Annotated in this window: 16 protein-coding genes; 9 read left to right on the forward strand and 7 right to left on the reverse strand. The window is 49.9% G+C overall.

What is annotated here, in order from left to right; translation table 11 throughout:
* Nucleotides 1-2 precede the first annotated feature (2 nt).
* Nucleotides 3-1,853 (forward strand): FAD-dependent oxidoreductase, encoded by a 1,851-nt coding sequence (locus tag AC286M_RS31130; RefSeq protein WP_488208089.1) that lies wholly within the window; start codon nucleotides 3-5, stop codon nucleotides 1,851-1,853.
* 186 nt (nucleotides 1,854-2,039) lie between these two features.
* Here the strand turns inward: AC286M_RS31130 and AC286M_RS31135 are convergent, their stop codons facing one another.
* Nucleotides 2,040-2,255: a hypothetical protein gene (locus AC286M_RS31135; protein ID WP_488208090.1), complete on the reverse strand. Its 216-nt coding sequence runs from the start codon at nucleotides 2,253-2,255 to the stop codon at nucleotides 2,040-2,042.
* A 314-nt stretch (nucleotides 2,256-2,569) separates the two neighbouring features.
* The gene (gene hisF, locus AC286M_RS31140) at nucleotides 2,570-3,355 is read right to left on the reverse strand and encodes an imidazole glycerol phosphate synthase subunit HisF (RefSeq protein ID WP_488208091.1); all 786 of its coding nucleotides are present in this window, start codon (nucleotides 3,353-3,355) and stop codon (nucleotides 2,570-2,572) included.
* Nucleotides 3,356-3,629: 274 nt separating this feature from the next.
* On the opposite strand from hisF, the gene AC286M_RS31145 reads away from it, so the two are divergent.
* Together AC286M_RS31145 and AC286M_RS31150 are read left to right on the forward strand one after the other, a co-directional pair.
* Nucleotides 3,630-3,974, forward strand: a complete 345-nt coding sequence (locus tag AC286M_RS31145) for a hypothetical protein (protein ID WP_488208092.1) — start codon at nucleotides 3,630-3,632, stop codon at nucleotides 3,972-3,974.
* A 42-nt stretch (nucleotides 3,975-4,016) separates the two neighbouring features.
* Nucleotides 4,017-4,829 (forward strand): HAD-IIB family hydrolase, encoded by an 813-nt coding sequence (locus AC286M_RS31150; protein ID WP_488208093.1) that lies wholly within the window; start codon nucleotides 4,017-4,019, stop codon nucleotides 4,827-4,829.
* Nucleotides 4,830-4,947: 118 nt separating this feature from the next.
* Here the strand turns inward: AC286M_RS31150 and AC286M_RS31155 are convergent, their stop codons facing one another.
* From AC286M_RS31155 to chlP, 3 genes are all read right to left on the reverse strand, one after another.
* On the reverse strand, nucleotides 4,948-7,122 hold the full coding sequence (locus tag AC286M_RS31155; RefSeq protein ID WP_488208094.1) for a glutamine synthetase III family protein: 2,175 nt from the start codon (nucleotides 7,120-7,122) through the stop codon (nucleotides 4,948-4,950).
* Between the two features lie 559 nt (nucleotides 7,123-7,681).
* On the reverse strand, nucleotides 7,682-8,089 hold the full coding sequence (gene psb27 / locus AC286M_RS31160) for a photosystem II protein Psb27 (protein ID WP_488208095.1): 408 nt from the start codon (nucleotides 8,087-8,089) through the stop codon (nucleotides 7,682-7,684).
* Between the two features lie 235 nt (nucleotides 8,090-8,324).
* Nucleotides 8,325-9,473: a geranylgeranyl reductase gene (gene chlP, locus AC286M_RS31165; RefSeq protein ID WP_488208875.1), complete on the reverse strand. Its 1,149-nt coding sequence runs from the start codon at nucleotides 9,471-9,473 to the stop codon at nucleotides 8,325-8,327.
* Between the two features lie 681 nt (nucleotides 9,474-10,154).
* On the opposite strand from chlP, the gene AC286M_RS31170 reads away from it, so the two are divergent.
* A complete protein-coding gene (locus AC286M_RS31170) occupies nucleotides 10,155-10,313 on the forward strand; it encodes a hypothetical protein (protein WP_488208096.1) in 159 nt (52 codons plus the stop codon).
* Nucleotides 10,314-10,409: 96 nt separating this feature from the next.
* On the opposite strand, the gene AC286M_RS31175 is transcribed toward AC286M_RS31170, so the two are convergent.
* Nucleotides 10,410-11,645, reverse strand: a complete 1,236-nt coding sequence (locus AC286M_RS31175) for a methionine gamma-lyase family protein (RefSeq protein ID WP_488208097.1) — start codon at nucleotides 11,643-11,645, stop codon at nucleotides 10,410-10,412.
* A gap of 73 nt (nucleotides 11,646-11,718) precedes the next feature.
* Here AC286M_RS31175 and AC286M_RS31180 point away from each other — a divergent pair, with 73 nt between their 5' ends.
* Together AC286M_RS31180 and AC286M_RS31185 are read left to right on the forward strand one after the other, a co-directional pair.
* Nucleotides 11,719-12,552, forward strand: a complete 834-nt coding sequence (locus tag AC286M_RS31180) for an acyl-CoA desaturase (RefSeq protein ID WP_488208098.1) — start codon at nucleotides 11,719-11,721, stop codon at nucleotides 12,550-12,552.
* Between the two features lie 238 nt (nucleotides 12,553-12,790).
* Nucleotides 12,791-14,044 (forward strand): esterase-like activity of phytase family protein, encoded by a 1,254-nt coding sequence (locus AC286M_RS31185; protein ID WP_488208099.1) that lies wholly within the window; start codon nucleotides 12,791-12,793, stop codon nucleotides 14,042-14,044.
* A 169-nt stretch (nucleotides 14,045-14,213) separates the two neighbouring features.
* Here AC286M_RS31185 and tnpA read toward each other — a convergent pair whose 3' ends face one another.
* On the reverse strand, nucleotides 14,214-14,657 hold the full coding sequence (gene tnpA, locus AC286M_RS31190) for an IS200/IS605 family transposase (protein ID WP_488202591.1): 444 nt from the start codon (nucleotides 14,655-14,657) through the stop codon (nucleotides 14,214-14,216).
* Nucleotides 14,658-14,917: 260 nt separating this feature from the next.
* Between tnpA and AC286M_RS31195 the strand changes: the two genes are divergently transcribed.
* The 3 genes from AC286M_RS31195 (at nucleotide 14,918) to AC286M_RS31205 (ending at nucleotide 18,246) form a co-directional block, all read left to right on the forward strand.
* Nucleotides 14,918-15,508 (forward strand): chromophore lyase CpcT/CpeT, encoded by a 591-nt coding sequence (locus AC286M_RS31195; protein WP_488208100.1) that lies wholly within the window; start codon nucleotides 14,918-14,920, stop codon nucleotides 15,506-15,508.
* Between the two features lie 302 nt (nucleotides 15,509-15,810).
* Nucleotides 15,811-16,962, forward strand: coding sequence for an NAD-dependent epimerase/dehydratase family protein (locus AC286M_RS31200; protein WP_488208101.1), 1,152 nt, complete (start codon nucleotides 15,811-15,813; stop codon nucleotides 16,960-16,962).
* A gap of 147 nt (nucleotides 16,963-17,109) precedes the next feature.
* A complete protein-coding gene (locus AC286M_RS31205) occupies nucleotides 17,110-18,246 on the forward strand; it encodes a glycosyltransferase family 4 protein (protein ID WP_488208102.1) in 1,137 nt (378 codons plus the stop codon).
* Nucleotides 18,247-18,340 lie beyond the last annotated feature (94 nt).

The following is an 18,340-nucleotide window of genomic DNA, read 5'->3' on the forward strand; positions in this document are numbered from 1 at the left end:
ACATGACCGAGCGACATACTGACATTCTGGTGATTGGCGGCGGCACGGGCGGCACGGCAGCAGCCATCCAGGCGGCGCGGCGCGGCGCACGGGTAATCTTGGTCAGCGAATATTCTTGGCTGGGTGGTATGCTCACCGCCGCAGGGGTAGCGGCTCCCGACGGGAACGAACTAGCTGCCTTTCATACGGGCCTGTGGGGCGCGTTTTTGCGCGAACTGGAGCAGCGTCAGCCAGAAGGACTCGATCACGCCTGGGTCAGCTTCTTCACCTACGATCCCGCAGTTGGTGCCCAAATCTTTGCCGACTGGGTGGCGGAACTACCTAATCTGGAGTGGATTATAGGCTGCACACCAACCCAGATTTATCGTGAAGGAAATCGAATTCTCGGCGCACAGTTCCAAGATTTGAGCATTTACGCCCAGATCACAATAGATGGGACGGAACTCGGAGATGCGATCGCACTTTCTCACACTTCCTACCGCTGGGGCTGGGACGAGTTTGACCCACCGGAACCAACCATCCAATCCGCCATACAGCGCGATCCAGACCATCTGCATAATCTCCAGCAAACCTATCCAGTCCAGTCGCCTACCTGGGTCGTGATTATGCAGGACTACGGTGCAGGGCATGTCGCACCGCCCATTCCCGCTCCACCGGGATATTCTGCCGCTGCCTTTAAGAATGCCTGGACAGGCTATGGGGCTGCCTCATTCCTCAACTATGGCCGATTGCCGGGTAATCGATTCATGATCAACTGGCCGCAGGCTGGCAACGATTACAGTCAGCAGTTGAACCGATTAATTGAATCGAATGCCGCCCGCCAAGAATTTTGGCAGGAAGCCAAGCACTACAGCCAGGGATTTGCCCACTTCATCCAAACTGAAATTGCCCCGCGCTATGGCCTAGCCGAAAACACGTTTCCCACAGTGCCCAATTCGCCGGGTGGCGGTGCGTTTGCCCTTTATCCCTACTATCGCGAAAGTCGACGCTTGGTTGGCGTCACGACCATCCGCGAAGACGATATCCTGCCTGTACCAGGCGGACAGGCGGCGCGGTTACCCGTGAATCAGCAGGGCCAAATGAGCGCGATCGCAGTTGGTAACTACGCCAATGATCACCACTATCCCGGCGATCAGTTACCGCTGACGCCCAAATCTGTGCGCTGGGGCGGTCGCTGGACGGGAACGCCGTTCACAATTCCCTACGAGGCACTGGTGCCGCAGCAGGTGGATGGTTTGCTGGCCTGTGACAAGAACATTTCTGTTTCCCACATTGCCAACGGGGCGACGCGGCTGCAACCTGTTGTTCTGGGCATCGGCCAAGCCGCAGGCATGGCGGCAGCGCTCTGTATTGAACAGGACATTCAACCCCGCGATTTAAATGTGCGATCGCTCCAGCAGGCGTTAGTCTACGACCCAACGGCACCAGTGGCAGTGGTGCCATTGCTCAATGTATTGCCGACCGACCCCGATTGGGCCAACCAGCAGCTGTTCTACTGCCAATTCCCCGAAAAATATCCGGTAGACGGCATGGTTTCTGAGCATCACAACAATGGTAGGGACGTCGGCGATGGTAATTGTAGGGGCGAATGGCCATTCGCCCCTACAGGTGGTGTTTGGCAGATACACGGGACGTTCAAAAAACAAAACGACCAATATTGGTTAATTGATCCGAGCAACCTACAGCAACCTACGCCGTTCTCAGAATTGCCGTCCAAACTGTTGCTAGTGACGCTGTGGCCGCAGGTGAATCAGCAGTTGATCAACCTCCCAGACGGTTGCCAAGTTGCCGTACAGGGCCGTTTTAATCCGAGTGGAAACTGGTTTTTGACAGGTGCGATCGCACGTAGTTGACCTGTATCCAGACAACTCTCTCACAGCACGACGTGTGTCTATCCAGCTCATAAACAAAGCAGCATGGCGCTCTGCCATGCTGTTCGCTTGCAACGATTCAATTGGAAAAGCCGATTGCTTAAAAACTGATGCGTTCAGATACACGCCAGAGTTCACCCCAAATCGGTTGAGCAGTTCTGCAACAGCTCAAAAGCTCGTAACAGTCTCGGCTCCACTCGAAACCACTCGGAAAAAACTAGTTGTGTGAGACGCATGTGTCATGTAAACAACGTAATCTCCCATCAAAAAATAAACCACCATCATAGCGGCAGCCGCAGCTGCCACCAGGCAACCGGCCAACATGAGAGAAAATTCTTGGACTTCGATTGCTTGCTGCATGAGATGCAGTGACCAAGCAACCATGCCAATGACAGCAATGATAATAAGGAACATGCTATGAGGGAGCTTTTAAGCTAGCTTTATCATTAAGAGCTTTATTTTACATATTGTAACAACAGTTAATCTTAACTGTCGCCCGATAAATCTTAAAAGATCCCAATTTTATTGGCACAGTCCGTTCAGCTTTTTTGTTACGAAACCCACATACAAATCCAGTCTATCCCTGCTACCCCGTGAATCTAAGCCTCACACAGACTCAATCCGCCGATCACAGCCGATTGGAGACATTTTCGTAAATGTCTCACTGCATGGAACTTTTACAAGAACAGTCTGAATTTTTACAGCGCATGGGGAACAAGCTGCCGCACTGGAATCTGGTGTTGAGTCAGATGGTCTTTAATTTCGGCTACGGTTAGCTGACCGTAATGCAGTAAGGACGCCAGCAGTGCCGCTTCGGCCTTGCCTTCCGTCAGCGCTTCACGAATGTGGTCACAGTTGCCCGCGCCACCGGAGGCAATCACGGGAATTTCTACCTGTTCAGCGATGGTGCGGGTTAGCTCTAAGTCATATCCAGCCTGGGTTCCATCCGCATCCATGCTGGTGATCAGCAGTTCCCCCGCACCCCGCTGCGCCACTTCTTTGGCCCATGCGATCGCATCTAGTCCAGTATTCTCTCGTCCTCCCCGCACGTACACATCCCAGCCCGGATGCTCAGGATCAGTGCGGCGACGAGCATCGATTGCCACCACGATACACTGGCAGCCAAAGCGATCGCTGGCTTCACTAATAAAGTCCGGATTACGCACTGCAGAGGAATTAATACTGACCTTATCGGCTCCGGCTCGTAACAGTTTTTTAATCGTTTCTAAGGAACTGATGCCCCCACCCACCGTCAGCGGGATGAAAACCTGCTCGGCAGTCCGATACACTACGTCGTAAATGATGTCTCGGTCTTCGTGAGTGGCCGTAATGTCAAGAAACACCAGTTCATCTGCGCCAGCCTCGTTGTAGGCTTGAGCCAGTTCAACCGGATCGCCCGCATCCCGCAAATCAACAAAATTGACGCCCTTTACGACCCGTCCGGCCTTCACATCCAAACAGGGCAGAATTCGTTTTGCTAGCATAATCATGCTCCTCGTACATGCAACTGACTCAACATGCCATCTTTATTCTGACCAGTCGTTGACATTTGTTCGTCAAACGGGCGGGATCAGATTACAGCTTTATTAAACCTGCCGAGCTTTTGGGAGAAGAGTGACATCCTGAAGCTAGACAGTCTGAATAGAGGTAGCGGTAATTGGGTTGTAATCCCTTTAACCCCACCTAAACAGAATGACTATAACAGGTCAGTCTTATCAAATGGCTTGATAAACTGATGGATTCAGTGAGTAATAAACTGTGAGTGATAAACCCAAAATTGTCGATCTCGGCATCCTTGATACTGATTATGCTCAGATGGTTGAAGCTGAGCCAGTACCAGATGCTCTGAGACAACGGCTTGATGAAGAGAACTATGATGTGGCCTATCTCAGCAAACAGGCCCGTCTCTATCGCTATGCCAAAAATCAGGAAGACCGGGATGATCTGCTGTGCAAAATTGCTAACAAGGCGGGACTTTTTACTCTGGCCGACATGGAAGCGATTGATGATCGAACGCGCATGAACGGTATGTTTAGCCTTGAGCCAGCGGAGCGCCAACAGGTGGTTAACTGGCTATATGATGAGATGCAGATTCAGATTTAGCATCCGTTTCGTTTCAGTTCATCTTTCATTTAGTCAAGACCAGTGCTGCTGATTTTTACTGATTTAGACGGAACCCTGTTAAATCAGGACGACTATGCCTACCAAGCGGCTCTGCCCCAGCTTGAGCGCCTCAAACAGGCAAAGATTCCCGTCATTCCGGTTACCAGTAAAACCCGTGCCGAAGTTGAGCATCTACGTCAGGCAGTAGGCTTAAGCGAACCATTTATTGTCGAAAACGGCAGCGGTGTGTTTATTCCGCAGGCTGAAACGCGCTTTGATCTAGCAAAAACGGCGGATCGGGGTACATACCGACTGCTACAGCTTGGCTGTACCTACGCCGAGGCACGTGCAGCTCTAGGACTGTTGGCGCAGGCTTTAGAGCTGGAGCTGATTGGATTTGGTGATATGTCTGTAGCAGATGTGGTGGAGCGGACAGGATTACCCGCTGCCGACGCTGAACAAGCCAAAATGAGGGACTTTACCGAACCGTTTGTTACTCCTAAACAGCGTTCTGCTGAGCAGATTGAGCAAGCTGTGCAGGCCGAAGGTTTCCAGGTCGTCGTTGGCGATCGCTTTTCCCATTTGATTGGGCCAGGTGCGGGCAAAGGGAAAGCCGTGCAGCAACTTGTCGATGCCTATCAGCGATCGCAACTCGATACCCCAGTTACAACTATTGGCCTGGGCAATAGCCCCAATGATCTCGCCATGCTGGAAGTCGTCGATATCCCAGTGGTTATCCCCGGTTTGCAAGGGCCACACCCGCAGTTAGCCAATCGCGGCTGGCGGATTGCCGATGCACCGGGTTGTCAGGGCTGGGCCAGTGCGATCGCAGATCTCACCCAACATCTAGCTTGAATGCTGTGCCCCGAACGTTGGTCATACAATAAACCTGCGATCGCGCTTTTCGGGAAGCCGCGCTCCGCGCGGCTTCCCGAAAAATAGTGGTTTTACTTAAGCGCGGAGCGCTACAACGCTATTTGATAAACAGCATTTCCTGGTAAGTTGGCAGTGGCCAGAAGCTATCTGGAATCTCACCTTCTAGAGCATCGACGTATCCGCGCACTTCATCCATGAGTGGACGAATCGTGGATGCACAGTACTGCATGTTCTCTTCGGTAGATGCAAAGCTGTGTTTTTCCATAGCAGTGCTGAGTTTGCTGATTGTTGCTACCAGTGCATTGGTCAAATCAGCCACTGTCTTAGCACTTTCCTTTTCAAAATCGATGCCCAAGCCAGACAGGCTGGCAATGGTGGACGACAGCTTGGACAAGTACTCAACTGCTGCGGGGTAAACCAAGGTCTTGGCCATATTGATTACAAGCCTGGCTTCAACCTCGATCGATAGAATGTACTGCTCGGCATAGACCTCAAAGCGGCTTTCCAGTTCAACTGGCGTCAGTACCCCAGTCTTTTTAAATAAATCCTCAATATATTCTGCTTTGAGGACAGGCAGAGCATCCGCTGTGGTGGGCAGGTTCGCTAATCCCCGATCTTCAACCGCCATTTTGTGCCATGCCTCAGAATAGCCATTGCCACCAAAGATCACCGCACCATGCTCTTCCATCACTTCTTTGAGCACAGTGATGATGGCTGAGTTGAGATCTAAACCTTTCGAAAGCTCGTTTTCCAGGCGATTACCTATCCAATCCAGCGAATCGGCCAGCATGGTATTGAGTACAATCAGCGGCCCTGAGACAGACTGGTTGGAGCCAACAGCGCGGAATTCAAAGCGGTTGCCCGTGAATGCAAAGGGTGAGGTGCGGTTGCGATCGCCCGCATCCTTCGTCAACGTGGGCAAAACATCAACGCCTAAATCCAAGACTCCTTTCTGGCTAGATTCCTTAACGGTACCGGTTTTGATTTGCTCAAACACTTCTTCAAGCTGAGTCCCCAGATACACCGACATGATCGCTGGCGGTGCTTCGTTGGCTCCTAAACGGTGGTCATTACTGGCAGTTGCGATCGCAGCTCGCATCAGGGGGCCATACTTGTGAACACCGCGAATCACCGCACCGCAGAACACTAAGAATTGAGCGTTATCGTGAGGCGAATCGCCAGGATCTAACAAATTGCCTTGAGTAGAATTGCCAACTGACCAGTTGACGTGTTTACCGGAGCCGTTGATCCCCGCAAAGGGCTTTTCGTGCAGCAAACACATAAAGCCATGCTTTTTAGCCGTATGGCGCAGAACCGTCATAATCAGCTGCTGATGGTCGCTGGCAACGTTGGCCGCTTCAAAAAAAGGCGCAATTTCAAACTGTCCAGGCGCAACTTCGTTGTGGCGGGTTTTGGCCGGAATACCTAGCTTGTATAGAGTTTCTTCCACATCCTGCATGAAGACCTGCACCCGCTCTGGAATTGCTCCAAAGTAGTGGTCATCAAACTCCTGGCCCTTGGCAGGTGCTTTACCAAATAGTGTACGACCCGCTAAGAGCAAATCAGGCCGCAGGCTGGCAAAATTAGCATCTACTAAGAAATACTCCTGCTCTGCTCCACAACTGGAATTGACAGGTGCAACATTTTCATTGCCCAACAGCTTCAAAACCTTGTTAGCCGCCTTATCCATCGCGGCAATAGAGCGTAAGAGCGGGACTTTCTTATCCAGTGCTTCTCCCGTCCAAGACACGAAAACAGTGGGGATGCACAACGTAGAACCGTTATCCGTTTCCATGATGTAGGCCGGACTAGTGACATCCCAGCCCGTGTATCCCCGCGCTTCAAACGTATCCCGAATGCCGCCGTTGGGAAATGAGGAACCATCTGGCTCACCCTGGACAAGGACTTTACCAGAAAACTCTGAGATCACCTTGCCATCACCCTGCACGGAAATGAAGCCATCGTGTTTTTCCGCCGTCAAATTCGTCATTGGATAAAAGACGTGGGCGTAGTAGAGTGCGCCTTTTGCCATCGCCCAATCTCTCATAGCCGTGGCCACAGCATCGGCAACAGATAGATCGAGCTTTTCACCTGTCAAAATCGTTTTTTGGATGGATTTGAAGACGGCTTTCGGAAGGCTCGCCTGCATTTTGCTGAGATCAAAGACATTTTCAGCCCAAATTTCCTCCAAGCATTTTGGCGGTTTGGGTGGCATTAACTGCCGATTTGTGATTTGATAAACTGCTTGAACTCGAGCTTCATTTCCACTCATAATCTATCACTTGCAAAGTTTGAACTACCCGATAGTAATCAGACCTTGTTTCTTTAAAAGGACAGAAATTATACCAAAACAAAAAATTTATAATCTGTTTGTAATATTTGACTTCGAGAGAAAAGATAACGAGAGGAAGCTGGCGTTACTAAACCGAGATTTCTTTTTACTGGCTCTGAGCTACCAAGACGGTATCAAACTATCTTCTCGCTTTGCGAGACATCGTAATGTTGCTCTACGAATCAGTAACGCCTGTTAGGAGTAATTCAAGTTTGAACTTGATTAAATGCACTTATCCCACGAGCCGCAAGTTTACGTTGTGCTGCAAACTACAGATCTCACTATCACCATAGCCATTGAAAATCTGCCAATTGATGCGAATTGAGCGTAACAAAACCGCGGCGAAATACAGTTATTAGTGAAGCTAGCTAACTCCTCAAATTGTACCAAACCTAAAAGTGGGCATTGATCATCGCATTGCTACATCAAATGCCCACTTATACATTTGTCTTGGAAAAGGTTTAAAAATTAAGGCCGTGAGTCAGCTAATGGCCCAAATCTAGGCACCTCGCCGCAGAGCTAGCTCAACCTGCTGAAATTCCCGCTCTAAACGAGCTTTTAGCTTTTCAGGAACTGGGCGATTGGGATAGGAGCTGTAGTGCCCTGCTAGGGAATTCAGCGCTGTTCGTACCGTAGTGAAAGACGCCAACGTTTGTACCGAGGAGTCGCGACGGTAGCGGGCTGCGTAGTCATTAATCATCTGGCGCGCGTCGGCTTGCGCTTCAGCTTGAACATCTGACCCCTCAGGGGCATTGAGTGCCGATTTCATCGTATCAATCAAGGCCAAGGTGTCTTGGCGATAGTCACCTGAAAGCGTCGAGGCGACATTGGCAGAGCAGGCAACGGTGGTCAGGCCAATGAAGGCAACCATAACTAAACTAAGTAGGCGAGATAGAAACTTTCTCATATAAAACCTCTGTAATCTAAACGCAAACGGCAGAAAATGTCAGAGCTAAAAATCTGATGTTTTGCACGTTGACATATCCTGACAATCCTACCGTGAGATGGGATCGCTGCCGAAATCCTTCAGATAGATATAAAAAGCCAAGATCTCAAGCTAGCATCTGCATGCAAAAAAGCGAGACTTGTTGCCGCTGAGCGGCAACAAGTCTCGCTTTTAAGGGGTTATGAAATTGAAACTACTATGGTGCTAGAGCGTTACCGCGTAGCAAGCTGCCAATCGTTTTGGCGGTAATTTTCATCTGAGTGATGGGGTTAGCCGGAACTACCGTCTTGTAAAGGTAGCTGTCGAATGTCAGCTTTTGTACATCGATATCAGCACACATTTCAACAAAGGCTTCCCGTGTGGCATCAGAACGGTAGAACACCCGCTGGAGTATATCCAAAACCAAGTAGGTTATGCCATACTGCTTATCCCAACGCTTGATGTAAAGCTTTAGCTCATCCTCAGTGGGAACTCGTTGGCCATTTTGGGAGAACTCCACAATGGTTTCTGCACACATGCGGGCCGACTTAGCGGCAAAGTAAATGCCTTCGCCAGAGGACTTGGTAACGGTACCCGCAGCGTCACCCACCAGAGCCACACGACCGACCACACGACGCGGACGGGGGTGCTCAGGGATGGGGTGAGCTTCAACTTTGATAATTTCACCACCCGCTAGGCGATGAGCAGCGCGGGCCCGGATGCCTGCCTGAAGCTGCTTGATCTTGGCCTGGTTGACGCGCATGGTGCCTGTACCGACAGCCACGTGGTCATATTTCGGGAAGACCCAAGCGTAGAAGTCGGGCGAAACGTCGTCACCGACATACATTTCGGCCAAATCTTCGTAATACGCCATTTTGTCTTCGGGCAGACGGATACGCTCTTGGAATGCGATCGCATAGTTGTAATCGCCAGCGTCAATCGCCCGCGCAATCCGAGAGTTTGCGCCATCGGCACCAATCACCAGATCAACCTTGAGCGTTTTGTGCTCTCCCGTCAGGCTGCCATTGGAATGATCAGCGTAATGGAGAATATAGGGATCACGATCGTTACCCGGAATCTCCAGTTTGTGTACCGTGCCGTTGATCAGCTTGGCACCTAATTCCTTAGCGCGATCGCGCAAAAATCCATCTAGCACTTCCCGACGGCACATGCCGATGTACTCGTCGTCTTTCAGCGTGCTGCCAATATTGACTTCAACATTGGATGGTGAAATCATCTTCATCTTGCGGACGCGACGATCGATGATTTCAGGTGGCAAATCAAATTCGTCTACCATGCAGAGCGGAATCGCGCCGCCGCAGGGCTTCGCGTTATCCAACTTCCGCTCAATCAGGTAGGTTTCGATACCTGCTTTTACAAGTGTCTCGGCAGCCGAAGAGCCTGCCGGACCAGACCAACAACAGCAACCCGTAGTGTCAACGGTACTTACTCCACGTCTCTAGAAGCTACGAGTGGCATCGTATCACGGCCTTAATCCTCGCTCGGGGGATTACTCGCCACATGTGACTGAACTGAAATAGTCCGTAACAAATCGTGATTTTTTAGGGCGCTTCTCTATCGGTCAACTGCTGAATTTTTTATAAGTTAGGCTCGTCGTTGTGACGTGGCAGTTACTCATGATTTGATTCTGAAGGTTGGGCAGGTCGTGATCAATCATGGAAACAATTGCGTCCACAGTAATTTTACGAAGGAGCACGGACGGAATCATGAAGAAATCCTTCCTTTTCTCTCATCAGCGCTTTAATATTCTCGTCAACTTTTTTATACAACAGTAAAGTTGCTTAAAGATAACTTGTCGCAATTTATACCAAACGGCATAGTCAAACTATAAGCTGATTTAACTTTAACTTAACTTTTTGGCTGGAGCTGTAAGCCGTTAGGGCTGCTACCGACTGAAACCATAACAACCAAACCAAGCGCTGTGCTGACTGAACCCGACCTGCAATTTTCTTAATTTAGGTTGGTACGTTCAAGCCGTTAATGTTGCGGAACCTTGTAAATTCATTTCATCTAAACCATTTAAGCCATGTCTGTTCAAAAAGGTACGATTTTAATTTCAAAAGAGGGTCATTATTATCGAGTTCTTGAGTGCGATCGCAATGCGGTTTCGCTGATGCGGATTAACGGCTACACGATATTTGCTTGTCGCCCCGAATATATTGAGGGCCAGTTTCGTTCGCTATAGCGCAGTTGCCATCCAGGTACTATACATAACCCCGAAAAGGGCGATGCTGCTCATGGAGCAGCATCGCCCTTCTAGCTTTAATGATGAGTTGATGAGTTATTCGGTGCAAGCACCCACGGCTGCTACAGCGGCTTCAAGCGCGATCGCAACGTGTGTCCAGTGGGTGCCGCCCTGACAGAAGGCAACGTAGGGTTCTCGTAATGGCCCGTCTGCCGAAAACTCAGAGGTGCTGCCATCAATGAATGTGCCACCTGCCATCACCAGTTCGCTTTCATAACCTGGCATTCCGGCTGGTATCGGATCGAGATAGGAGCCAATTGGAGAGTGCTGTTGAATCGCACGGCAAAAGGCAATCAACTTTTTAGGTGAACCAAATTGAATGGCTTGAATTACATCCCGGCGCGGCGCGGTCGGCAGAGGATTCACGGGATAGTCCAACTGATGGAAAACCTGGGCCGTTAAGTGATTCCCTTTCAGCGCTTCGCCCACCATCTGCGGTGCCAGAAAGAGTCCTTGAAACAGCAATCGATTTTGATCAAACGTCGCGCCGCCCGCTGTACCGATCCCCGGAGCCGTGAGACGATTGGCCGCTAGCTCAACTAAATCAGCCCGTCCGGCCACATATCCGCCTGCCGTCGCAATCGTGCCACCCGGATTTTTAATCAATGAACCCGCCATCAGATCCGCCCCTACCATCGTGGGTTCCTGGGCCTCTACAAACTCGCCGTAGCAGTTATCGACGAAACATACCACTTCCGGATTCTGTCTCTTAACTGAGTCAATTATCCGCTGAATATCTACAATGGAGAGGCTAGGTCGCCAAGAGTACCCACAGGAACGTTGGATCAGCACCATACGGGTGCGATCGCGAACTGCATTGGCGAGTGTAGGCCAGTCTATGCTGCCTGCCTCGGTTAGTGCTAGCTGTCGATACGTGATGCCAAAATCCTGGAGGGAACCCTGACCTTTTCCACGAAGTCCAATCACTTCTTCGAGCGTGTCATAAGGAGAACCGGCAACGGCTAACAGTTCATCACCAGGACGCAGGACGCCAAACAAGGCGGATGCGATCGCATGGGTGCCAGACACAAACTGAACCCGTACGGCAGCAGCTTCTGCTCCCATAACATCAGCAAATACCTGATCAAGCACCTGTCGTCCCAAATCACCATGTCCATACCCTGTGACACTGGCGAAATGATGGACTCCGACACGGTGCTTCTGAAATGCTGTAAGAACTCGCCTGAGATTTTCCTTGACCTGTGCATCAATTCCGGAAAAAATCTGGAAGAGCGCCTTTTCTGCGTCTTGAATCGACGTTGAACTGTCCATAGCTTAGATTCTCAGGGAGTTTGACCGCGAAATGTGCAGATTGGGCTTCAAAATTGACGATTGAGATTATCGCATGACTGTTGCAACAACAACTAAACTTCCATATTCCTGGCCGACAATCATTTTCATGGCGGCCATTCACATTGGGGCACTGTTTGCCTTTTTACCCAGCAACTTTAGCTGGCCAGCAGTAGGAATCATGCTGTTCCTGCACTGGGTCACAGGTGGCTTGGGCATTACTCTCGGACTGCACCGTTTGGTCAGTCACCGCAGTTTCCAAACGCCCAAGTGGCTTGAGTATTTTCTCGTGTTCTGCGCCAGCTTGGCTTGTCAAGGTGGGCCGATTGAATGGGTTGGTTTACACCGCCACCATCATGCCTATTCTGATCAGGCTAACGACCATCACAATTCCAATAAGGGATTCTGGTGGAGCCACATGGCTTGGATGTTCTACGATGTGCCTGCTCGATCAGAACTACCTCGTTTTACAAAAGACATTATTGATGATCCGATTTATCAGTTCTTTGAAAAGTACTTTTTAGTTGTCCAGGCCGGACTGGGCATTGTTCTATATGCATTAGGCGAGCTGTCCGGATTTGGCGGCTGGTCGTTTGTCGTCTGGGGCATTTTTGTGCGCCTCGTTGCGGTTTACCACTGCACCTGGTTTGTGAATAGTGCAACCCACAAGTTTGGCTACCGCTCCCATGAATCTGGCGATGCGTCTACCAACTGCTGGTGGGTTGCATTACTGACCTACGGCGAAGGCTGGCACAATAATCACCATGCCTATCAATATTCAGCTCGCCACGGCTTGCAGTGGTGGGAGTTTGATATGACCTGGATAACCATCCGTACCCTAGAAACATTGGGATTAGCTAAAAAGGTTAAGCTGCCTCAAAAAGTTTAGGTATCAAATCCCTCAATGCCAATAACTAAGCAGGATCATCAAAGCCAATTAGCTTTGACCCAAGTTTGCAGAGAGACTATCAAATAATGATTTTCTCAAACCGACTAAAGCGATAGTTAAAAAACTGGAAAAGCGCGCTAACAGCGCGCTTTTCTGTTAATGGTGGTTCGTTATTAAAGTTTTATTCTCGCTGCTTGTTCTCGCTGAACGTAAACATCTGAACGTCAATAAAAGCCCTATGTTACGTGTACTATCTGCGATCGCACTTTTGCTCCAATCGTTTGCCCTCCACATTTCAGCTACCTACCAATCAGCGTTATCCGCATTATCCTCCGTACACCTCCGCCACCTCGCCATACTGCCTCTTCTCGCGGGAACGATGTTGCTCACGGCTTGTGATCTGCCCCAAGTGAGTGCGGAAGATCGGCTGTTTTTGCCCGTATCAATCGAGTTTTTAGACGAGTTTAGCTGGCCAACGGAGTTTAAATTTGAGGGCACCAGAGTCGGAGGATTATCCGGGATTGTCTATGACCGCAACCGCGATCGCTTTTATGCGGTATCAGACGACCATCAATCTGCGGCCCGGTTTTACACTCTTCGCCTACAGGTCGATCCGGAAAACTCGGCTCCTCAAATTGCATCGGTAGACGTGGAATCCGTCACGACTCTTTTATCTGAATCTGGTGAGCCTTATCCAGCCGATGTATTAGACGCCGAGGGAATTGCGCTATCACCACGCGATAGCGTTTTTATTTCGAGTGAAGGTGTGGCCTACAGTGGAGCTGTGCCGACCATTGCGGAATTCGATTTAGCCACTGGGCAATGGCTGCAAGACTTACAAATTCCGACCCGTTTCCTGCCTGAAAAAATCGAGACGGACGAAGGCATCGTTGAAACAGGTATTCAGCAAAACTTGGGATTTGAAGCACTGACGATCAACCCAGTCGGTATGGCTTCCCCAATGGTTGAGCCATTTCGCTTATTTACCGCTACTGAATCTGCTTTAATGCAGGATTTAGACCTCTCTGGTGAAAGTCTGGCTGTGCATAATCGCCTGCTGCACTACCTGATTGGCGAAGATCAAACCACGCTCATTTCTGAGCATTTATACCCGATGACGCCGGATGAACTCGGCACAGTTTACAGCGGTCTGTCAGAACTTATGGTGTTAGATCAAGCGGGGCATTTTCTGGCGCTAGAGCGTTCTCTGGGTGTCTGGGGATTTGGGGCCAAACTGTATCAGATTGCCACAGGTGCCGCTACTGATACATCTGCGATCGCATCCTTGAAGGGAGATGTTTCAGCGATTCAACCGATTCGAAAGCGGCTACTTTTAGATCTAAAAGACCTAAATATTGAACTGGATAACCTCGAAGGAATAACTTTCGGCCCTCGCCTACCTGATGGCAGTCAAAGTTTGCTGTTGCTCAGTGACAATAATTTTAGAACTGAACAAATCACTCAACTTTTATTATTTCGTATCCGATATTAGCGCTGTTTTTGTAATAGATATTGCAGTAGAATTGTGTTAAAAAAGCCAAGAGGAGCAGGACGGGCTAAGCCCGTCCTGCTCCTCTTGGCTTTTTTTTTGCTGGTTGAACCTATGTACTCTGAGCGGACGAAAATGAAATACCCCGCCGCAAGCGGACGGGGTATCAGAATCAAAAAAGAGCAAGTTGATTATCCCGATGCAATTTGAGGTAATCTTTGCCTTGGGCTTGAACATATTTGGCGATCATTCCTTCATCCCCGTGGCGGCCTACTGTACTCGCAAAATATCCATCACTCCAAAACTCGCCTCCCCAAAGTTTCTGCTTCACTTGAGGGCATCGTTTGAAGACTTCTCGTGCAGTTAAACTTTTCAGCATCGTTACCAGTTTGGTCACACTATAGGTCGGCACGGACTGCACTAGAAAATGGACATGGTCTTTGTCCACTCCAATTTCGACAAACTTCACCTCGTAGCGTTTCTCGATTTCGAGGCAGACCTCTCGCAGAACCGCATCTACTTGCTCATCAAACACAACCCGTCGATACTTTGCTGGAAACACTAAGTGGTATAGCAAAACTGTTACGTTATGACTCTTGTGGATGTACTCACTCATTCTTAGATCTTACGCCGCAGAGCGGCGGGGAATGGACCCCAAGAGATTCAATCAAAGCGTCTAACTTTCAGCGCTCATAAGGTGATTAATAAAACATTATCGTTGAATTAACTACCCCTAAAACTGCTGATCCCAATCCTTGACAGCAAGTTTTGTGTTGAGTCGGCTTTGAGCCTAGAGGGATCAATCATCCTAAAATGGGGTCATCAAGCTCCTACGGCCTGATATGCAGGGCCTGAACCGTATATTGCATCAGCGTTATGACACAAACGAACGATATCGTGCAGCTAGCTCGCCTGATGGCAGCTGACTTTAGCAATCAAGAACAAGCCTTTGAAAATCCCCCCTTCTTTGCCCACATCCGGGTCTGCATGCGGCCAATGCCGAAAGACTTTCTCTCCGGTATTAGCCTCTATGTTGAACAAGCCTATGACTACATGCTAAATCGGCCCTACCGTTCGCGCGTTCTGAATCTGATTGAGCGCAACGGCCAAATTGAAATTGAAAACTACATCATCAAAGACGCAGAAAAATTCTACGGAGCCTCGCGTGACTTAACGCTCTTAAGCCAAATGAGGGCAGACAACATGGAAAAGCTGCCAGGCTGCAACATGATTGTTGAGCCGACAGAACAAGGCTTTCATGGATACGTCGAGCCAGGAAAGCAATGCACAGTTGTTCGCAAAGGTCAAAAGACATATCTTGATAGCACCTTCGAAATCGATGCCGATAAGTTTATTAGCCATGACCGGGGACGCGATCCCGAAACAGATGAACACATTTGGGGATCTGTAGCGGGGCCGTTCTACTTTGTGCGCTGGGGTGACTATTCGCATGAAGTGCCTGTTTAATCAGCCGATTTAAATCTGACACGAATAATTTGAATAAAATCACCTCTTAAGTGGGTTCATAAGAATTGAATTAAGCGATATCCTATTGTCTTAGTTTTATTCTTTGGGATTAACGCTAACACCAGATAGCTAATTTAGTCTGTTTTGTGGAAAGCTCTCAGCATTCTGCTGGAACCCATTGCCTAAGTCCGAATTGAATGGAATAGTAAGGCAAAATAGCCAAAATAAATTTTCAACTGGATTGTTTAGATGATCCATAAACCTGGTAGATTGAGCGAGTATCAGCAAGCAAGATTGAGCACATGAAAGTCCTAGTTATTGGCGGCGATGGATATTGCGGGTGGGCGACAGCGCTTCACCTTTCGAACCACGGATATGAGGTCGGCATTCTCGATAACCTGGTGCGTCGGCACTGGGACATGCAGCTTTGCATCGATACCCTGACCCCAATTGCCCCGATTCAGCAGCGATTACAGCGCTGGAAAGATTTAACGGGCAAAACAATTGACCTGTTCGTTGGCGATATCAACGACTATCCGTTTTTGGAACAGTCCATGCTTCAGTTCCAGCCGGATGCGGTCGTTCACTTTGGAGAACAGCGTTCAGCTCCGTTCTCCATGATTGACCGTGAACATGCGGTGTTAACCCAGGCGAACAACGTGCTGGGAAATTTGAATTTGCTGTACGTACTACGCGACCACTTCCCGGACTGCCATCTCGTTAAGCTGGGCACGATGGGTGAGTACGGTACGCCTAATATCGACATTGAAGAGGGCTACATCACCATTGAACACAATGGTCGGAAAGATACCCTGCCTTATCCCAAGCAGCCAGGTTCGTTCTACCACCTCAGCAAGGTGCATGATTCCCATAACATTCACTTCGCGTGCAAGATCTGGGGCTTGCGGGCTACAGATTTGAATCAAGGGGTGGTTTATGGTGTCCTGACCGAAGAAACGGGCATGGATGAGCTGCTGATTAACCGTTTGGACTATGACGGCGTCTTTGGTACGGCGCTGAACCGCTTCTGTATTCAAGCAGCCGTTGGGCATCCGCTGACGGTTTATGGAAATGGTAGTCAAACCCGCGCCTTTTTAGACATTCGTGACACTGTGCGCTGCGTGGAACTTGCGATCGCAAATCCGGCAGATGCAGGCCAATTCCGGGTCTTCAACCAATTCACAGAAATGTTCAGCGTGGGCGACCTAGCCATGATGGTGAAGCAGGCAGGCACCACGATGGGGCTTGATGTAGAGATCGATCACCTAGAGAATCCCCGGGTTGAGGCAGAAGATCACTACTTCAACGCCAAGAATACTAATCTATTGGAATTGGGTCTCCAACCTCATCTCCTGTCTGATTCGCTGTTGGATTCACTGCTCAACTTTGCTGTGAAGTACAAGCATCGGGTTGACAAAGAGCAGATCCTACCGAAGGTGAAGTGGCGTCGTTAATTCCGTCCTCCGTCTCACCTTTACTGGTTCGGAATCAATCTTTTTAAGCAAGGGTGGGCGTTGCCCACCCGCCCTGCCAAACGGATTCCGTCCTCTGATTCGTTCTAACCAACCGTTTACTTAAGTCAGCGATCAATTAGCAAGGTTATGCGCATTGCCCTGTTCACGGAAACCTTCCTGCCGAAAGTTGATGGCATCGTTACGCGCCTCAAACATACGGTAGAGCACCTACAGCGCATGGGAGTTCAGGTGCTCGTTGTCTCTCCCGAAGGCGGTCTCACCGAATATATGGGGGCAAAAATCTACGGGGTGCCTGGGTTCCCGCTACCGCTCTATCCGGAACTGAAGCTAGCGCTGCCCCGTCCGTCCATTCGCCAAGTGCTGGAAGACTTCAATCCCGATTTAATTCACGTCGTGAATCCAGCGGTTTTGGGACTGGCTGGCCTGTATTACGCCAAAAGCCTACAGGTGCCACTGGTTGCGTCGTACCATACCCATTTGCCCAAGTACCTGGAGCACTACGGCTTGGGTATGCTGGAAGGATTTCTCTGGGAGTTGATCAAAGCAGGGCACAATCAGGCTGTTCTTAATCTCTGTACCTCAACCGCTATGCAGTCTGAACTGACGGAGCATGGCGTTGAGCGGGTAGAAGTGTGGCAGCGAGGAGTCGATACTGAGCTGTTCCGTCCCGATCAGGCCAGTGCTGACATGCGATCGCACCTCAGCCAAGGTCACCCCGACGACCCATTACTTCTATACGTGGGTCGGCTATCGGCGGAGAAAGAAATCACTAATATCAAGCCCGTGCTGGAATCGATTCCCAATGCGCGGCTGGCTCTAGTCGGTGATGGGCCATACCGACCGGAGCTGGAAAAGCATTTTGAAGATACGCCAACCTATTTTGTCGGCTACCTAGCTGGCGATGACCTAGCCTCAGCGTTTGCCTCTGCCGATGCCTTTATCTTCCCATCGCGCACGGAAACCTTGGGTTTAGTACTGCTGGAAGCAATGGCGGCAGGCTGTCCCGTGGTTGCGGCTCGCTCTGGCGGCATTCCTGATATCGTCACCGATGGCGTGAACGGGTATTTGTTCGATCCGCTGGAAGAAAATGGTGCGATCGCAGCAACGCAGAAACTATTCGCCCGCATGGATGAACGCCAACTGCTACAGCAAAATGCACGAGCGGAGGCCGAACTGTGGGGCTGGGCAGCGGCGACACGGCAACTGCAAGGGTTCTATCAAACGGTGTTGTCGGCCCGTCCGTCTTTACCGTTGGCGGCATAATCTCAAGTTCTGTATACAAGACTGCTAGCGGTTTTGGGAGTAAACCGTTAGAGTTTTAGCATCCCATTTTGTAATTTGTGATGATTTGCGATCG

Source organism: Thainema salinarum CENA647 (assembly GCF_057732415.1).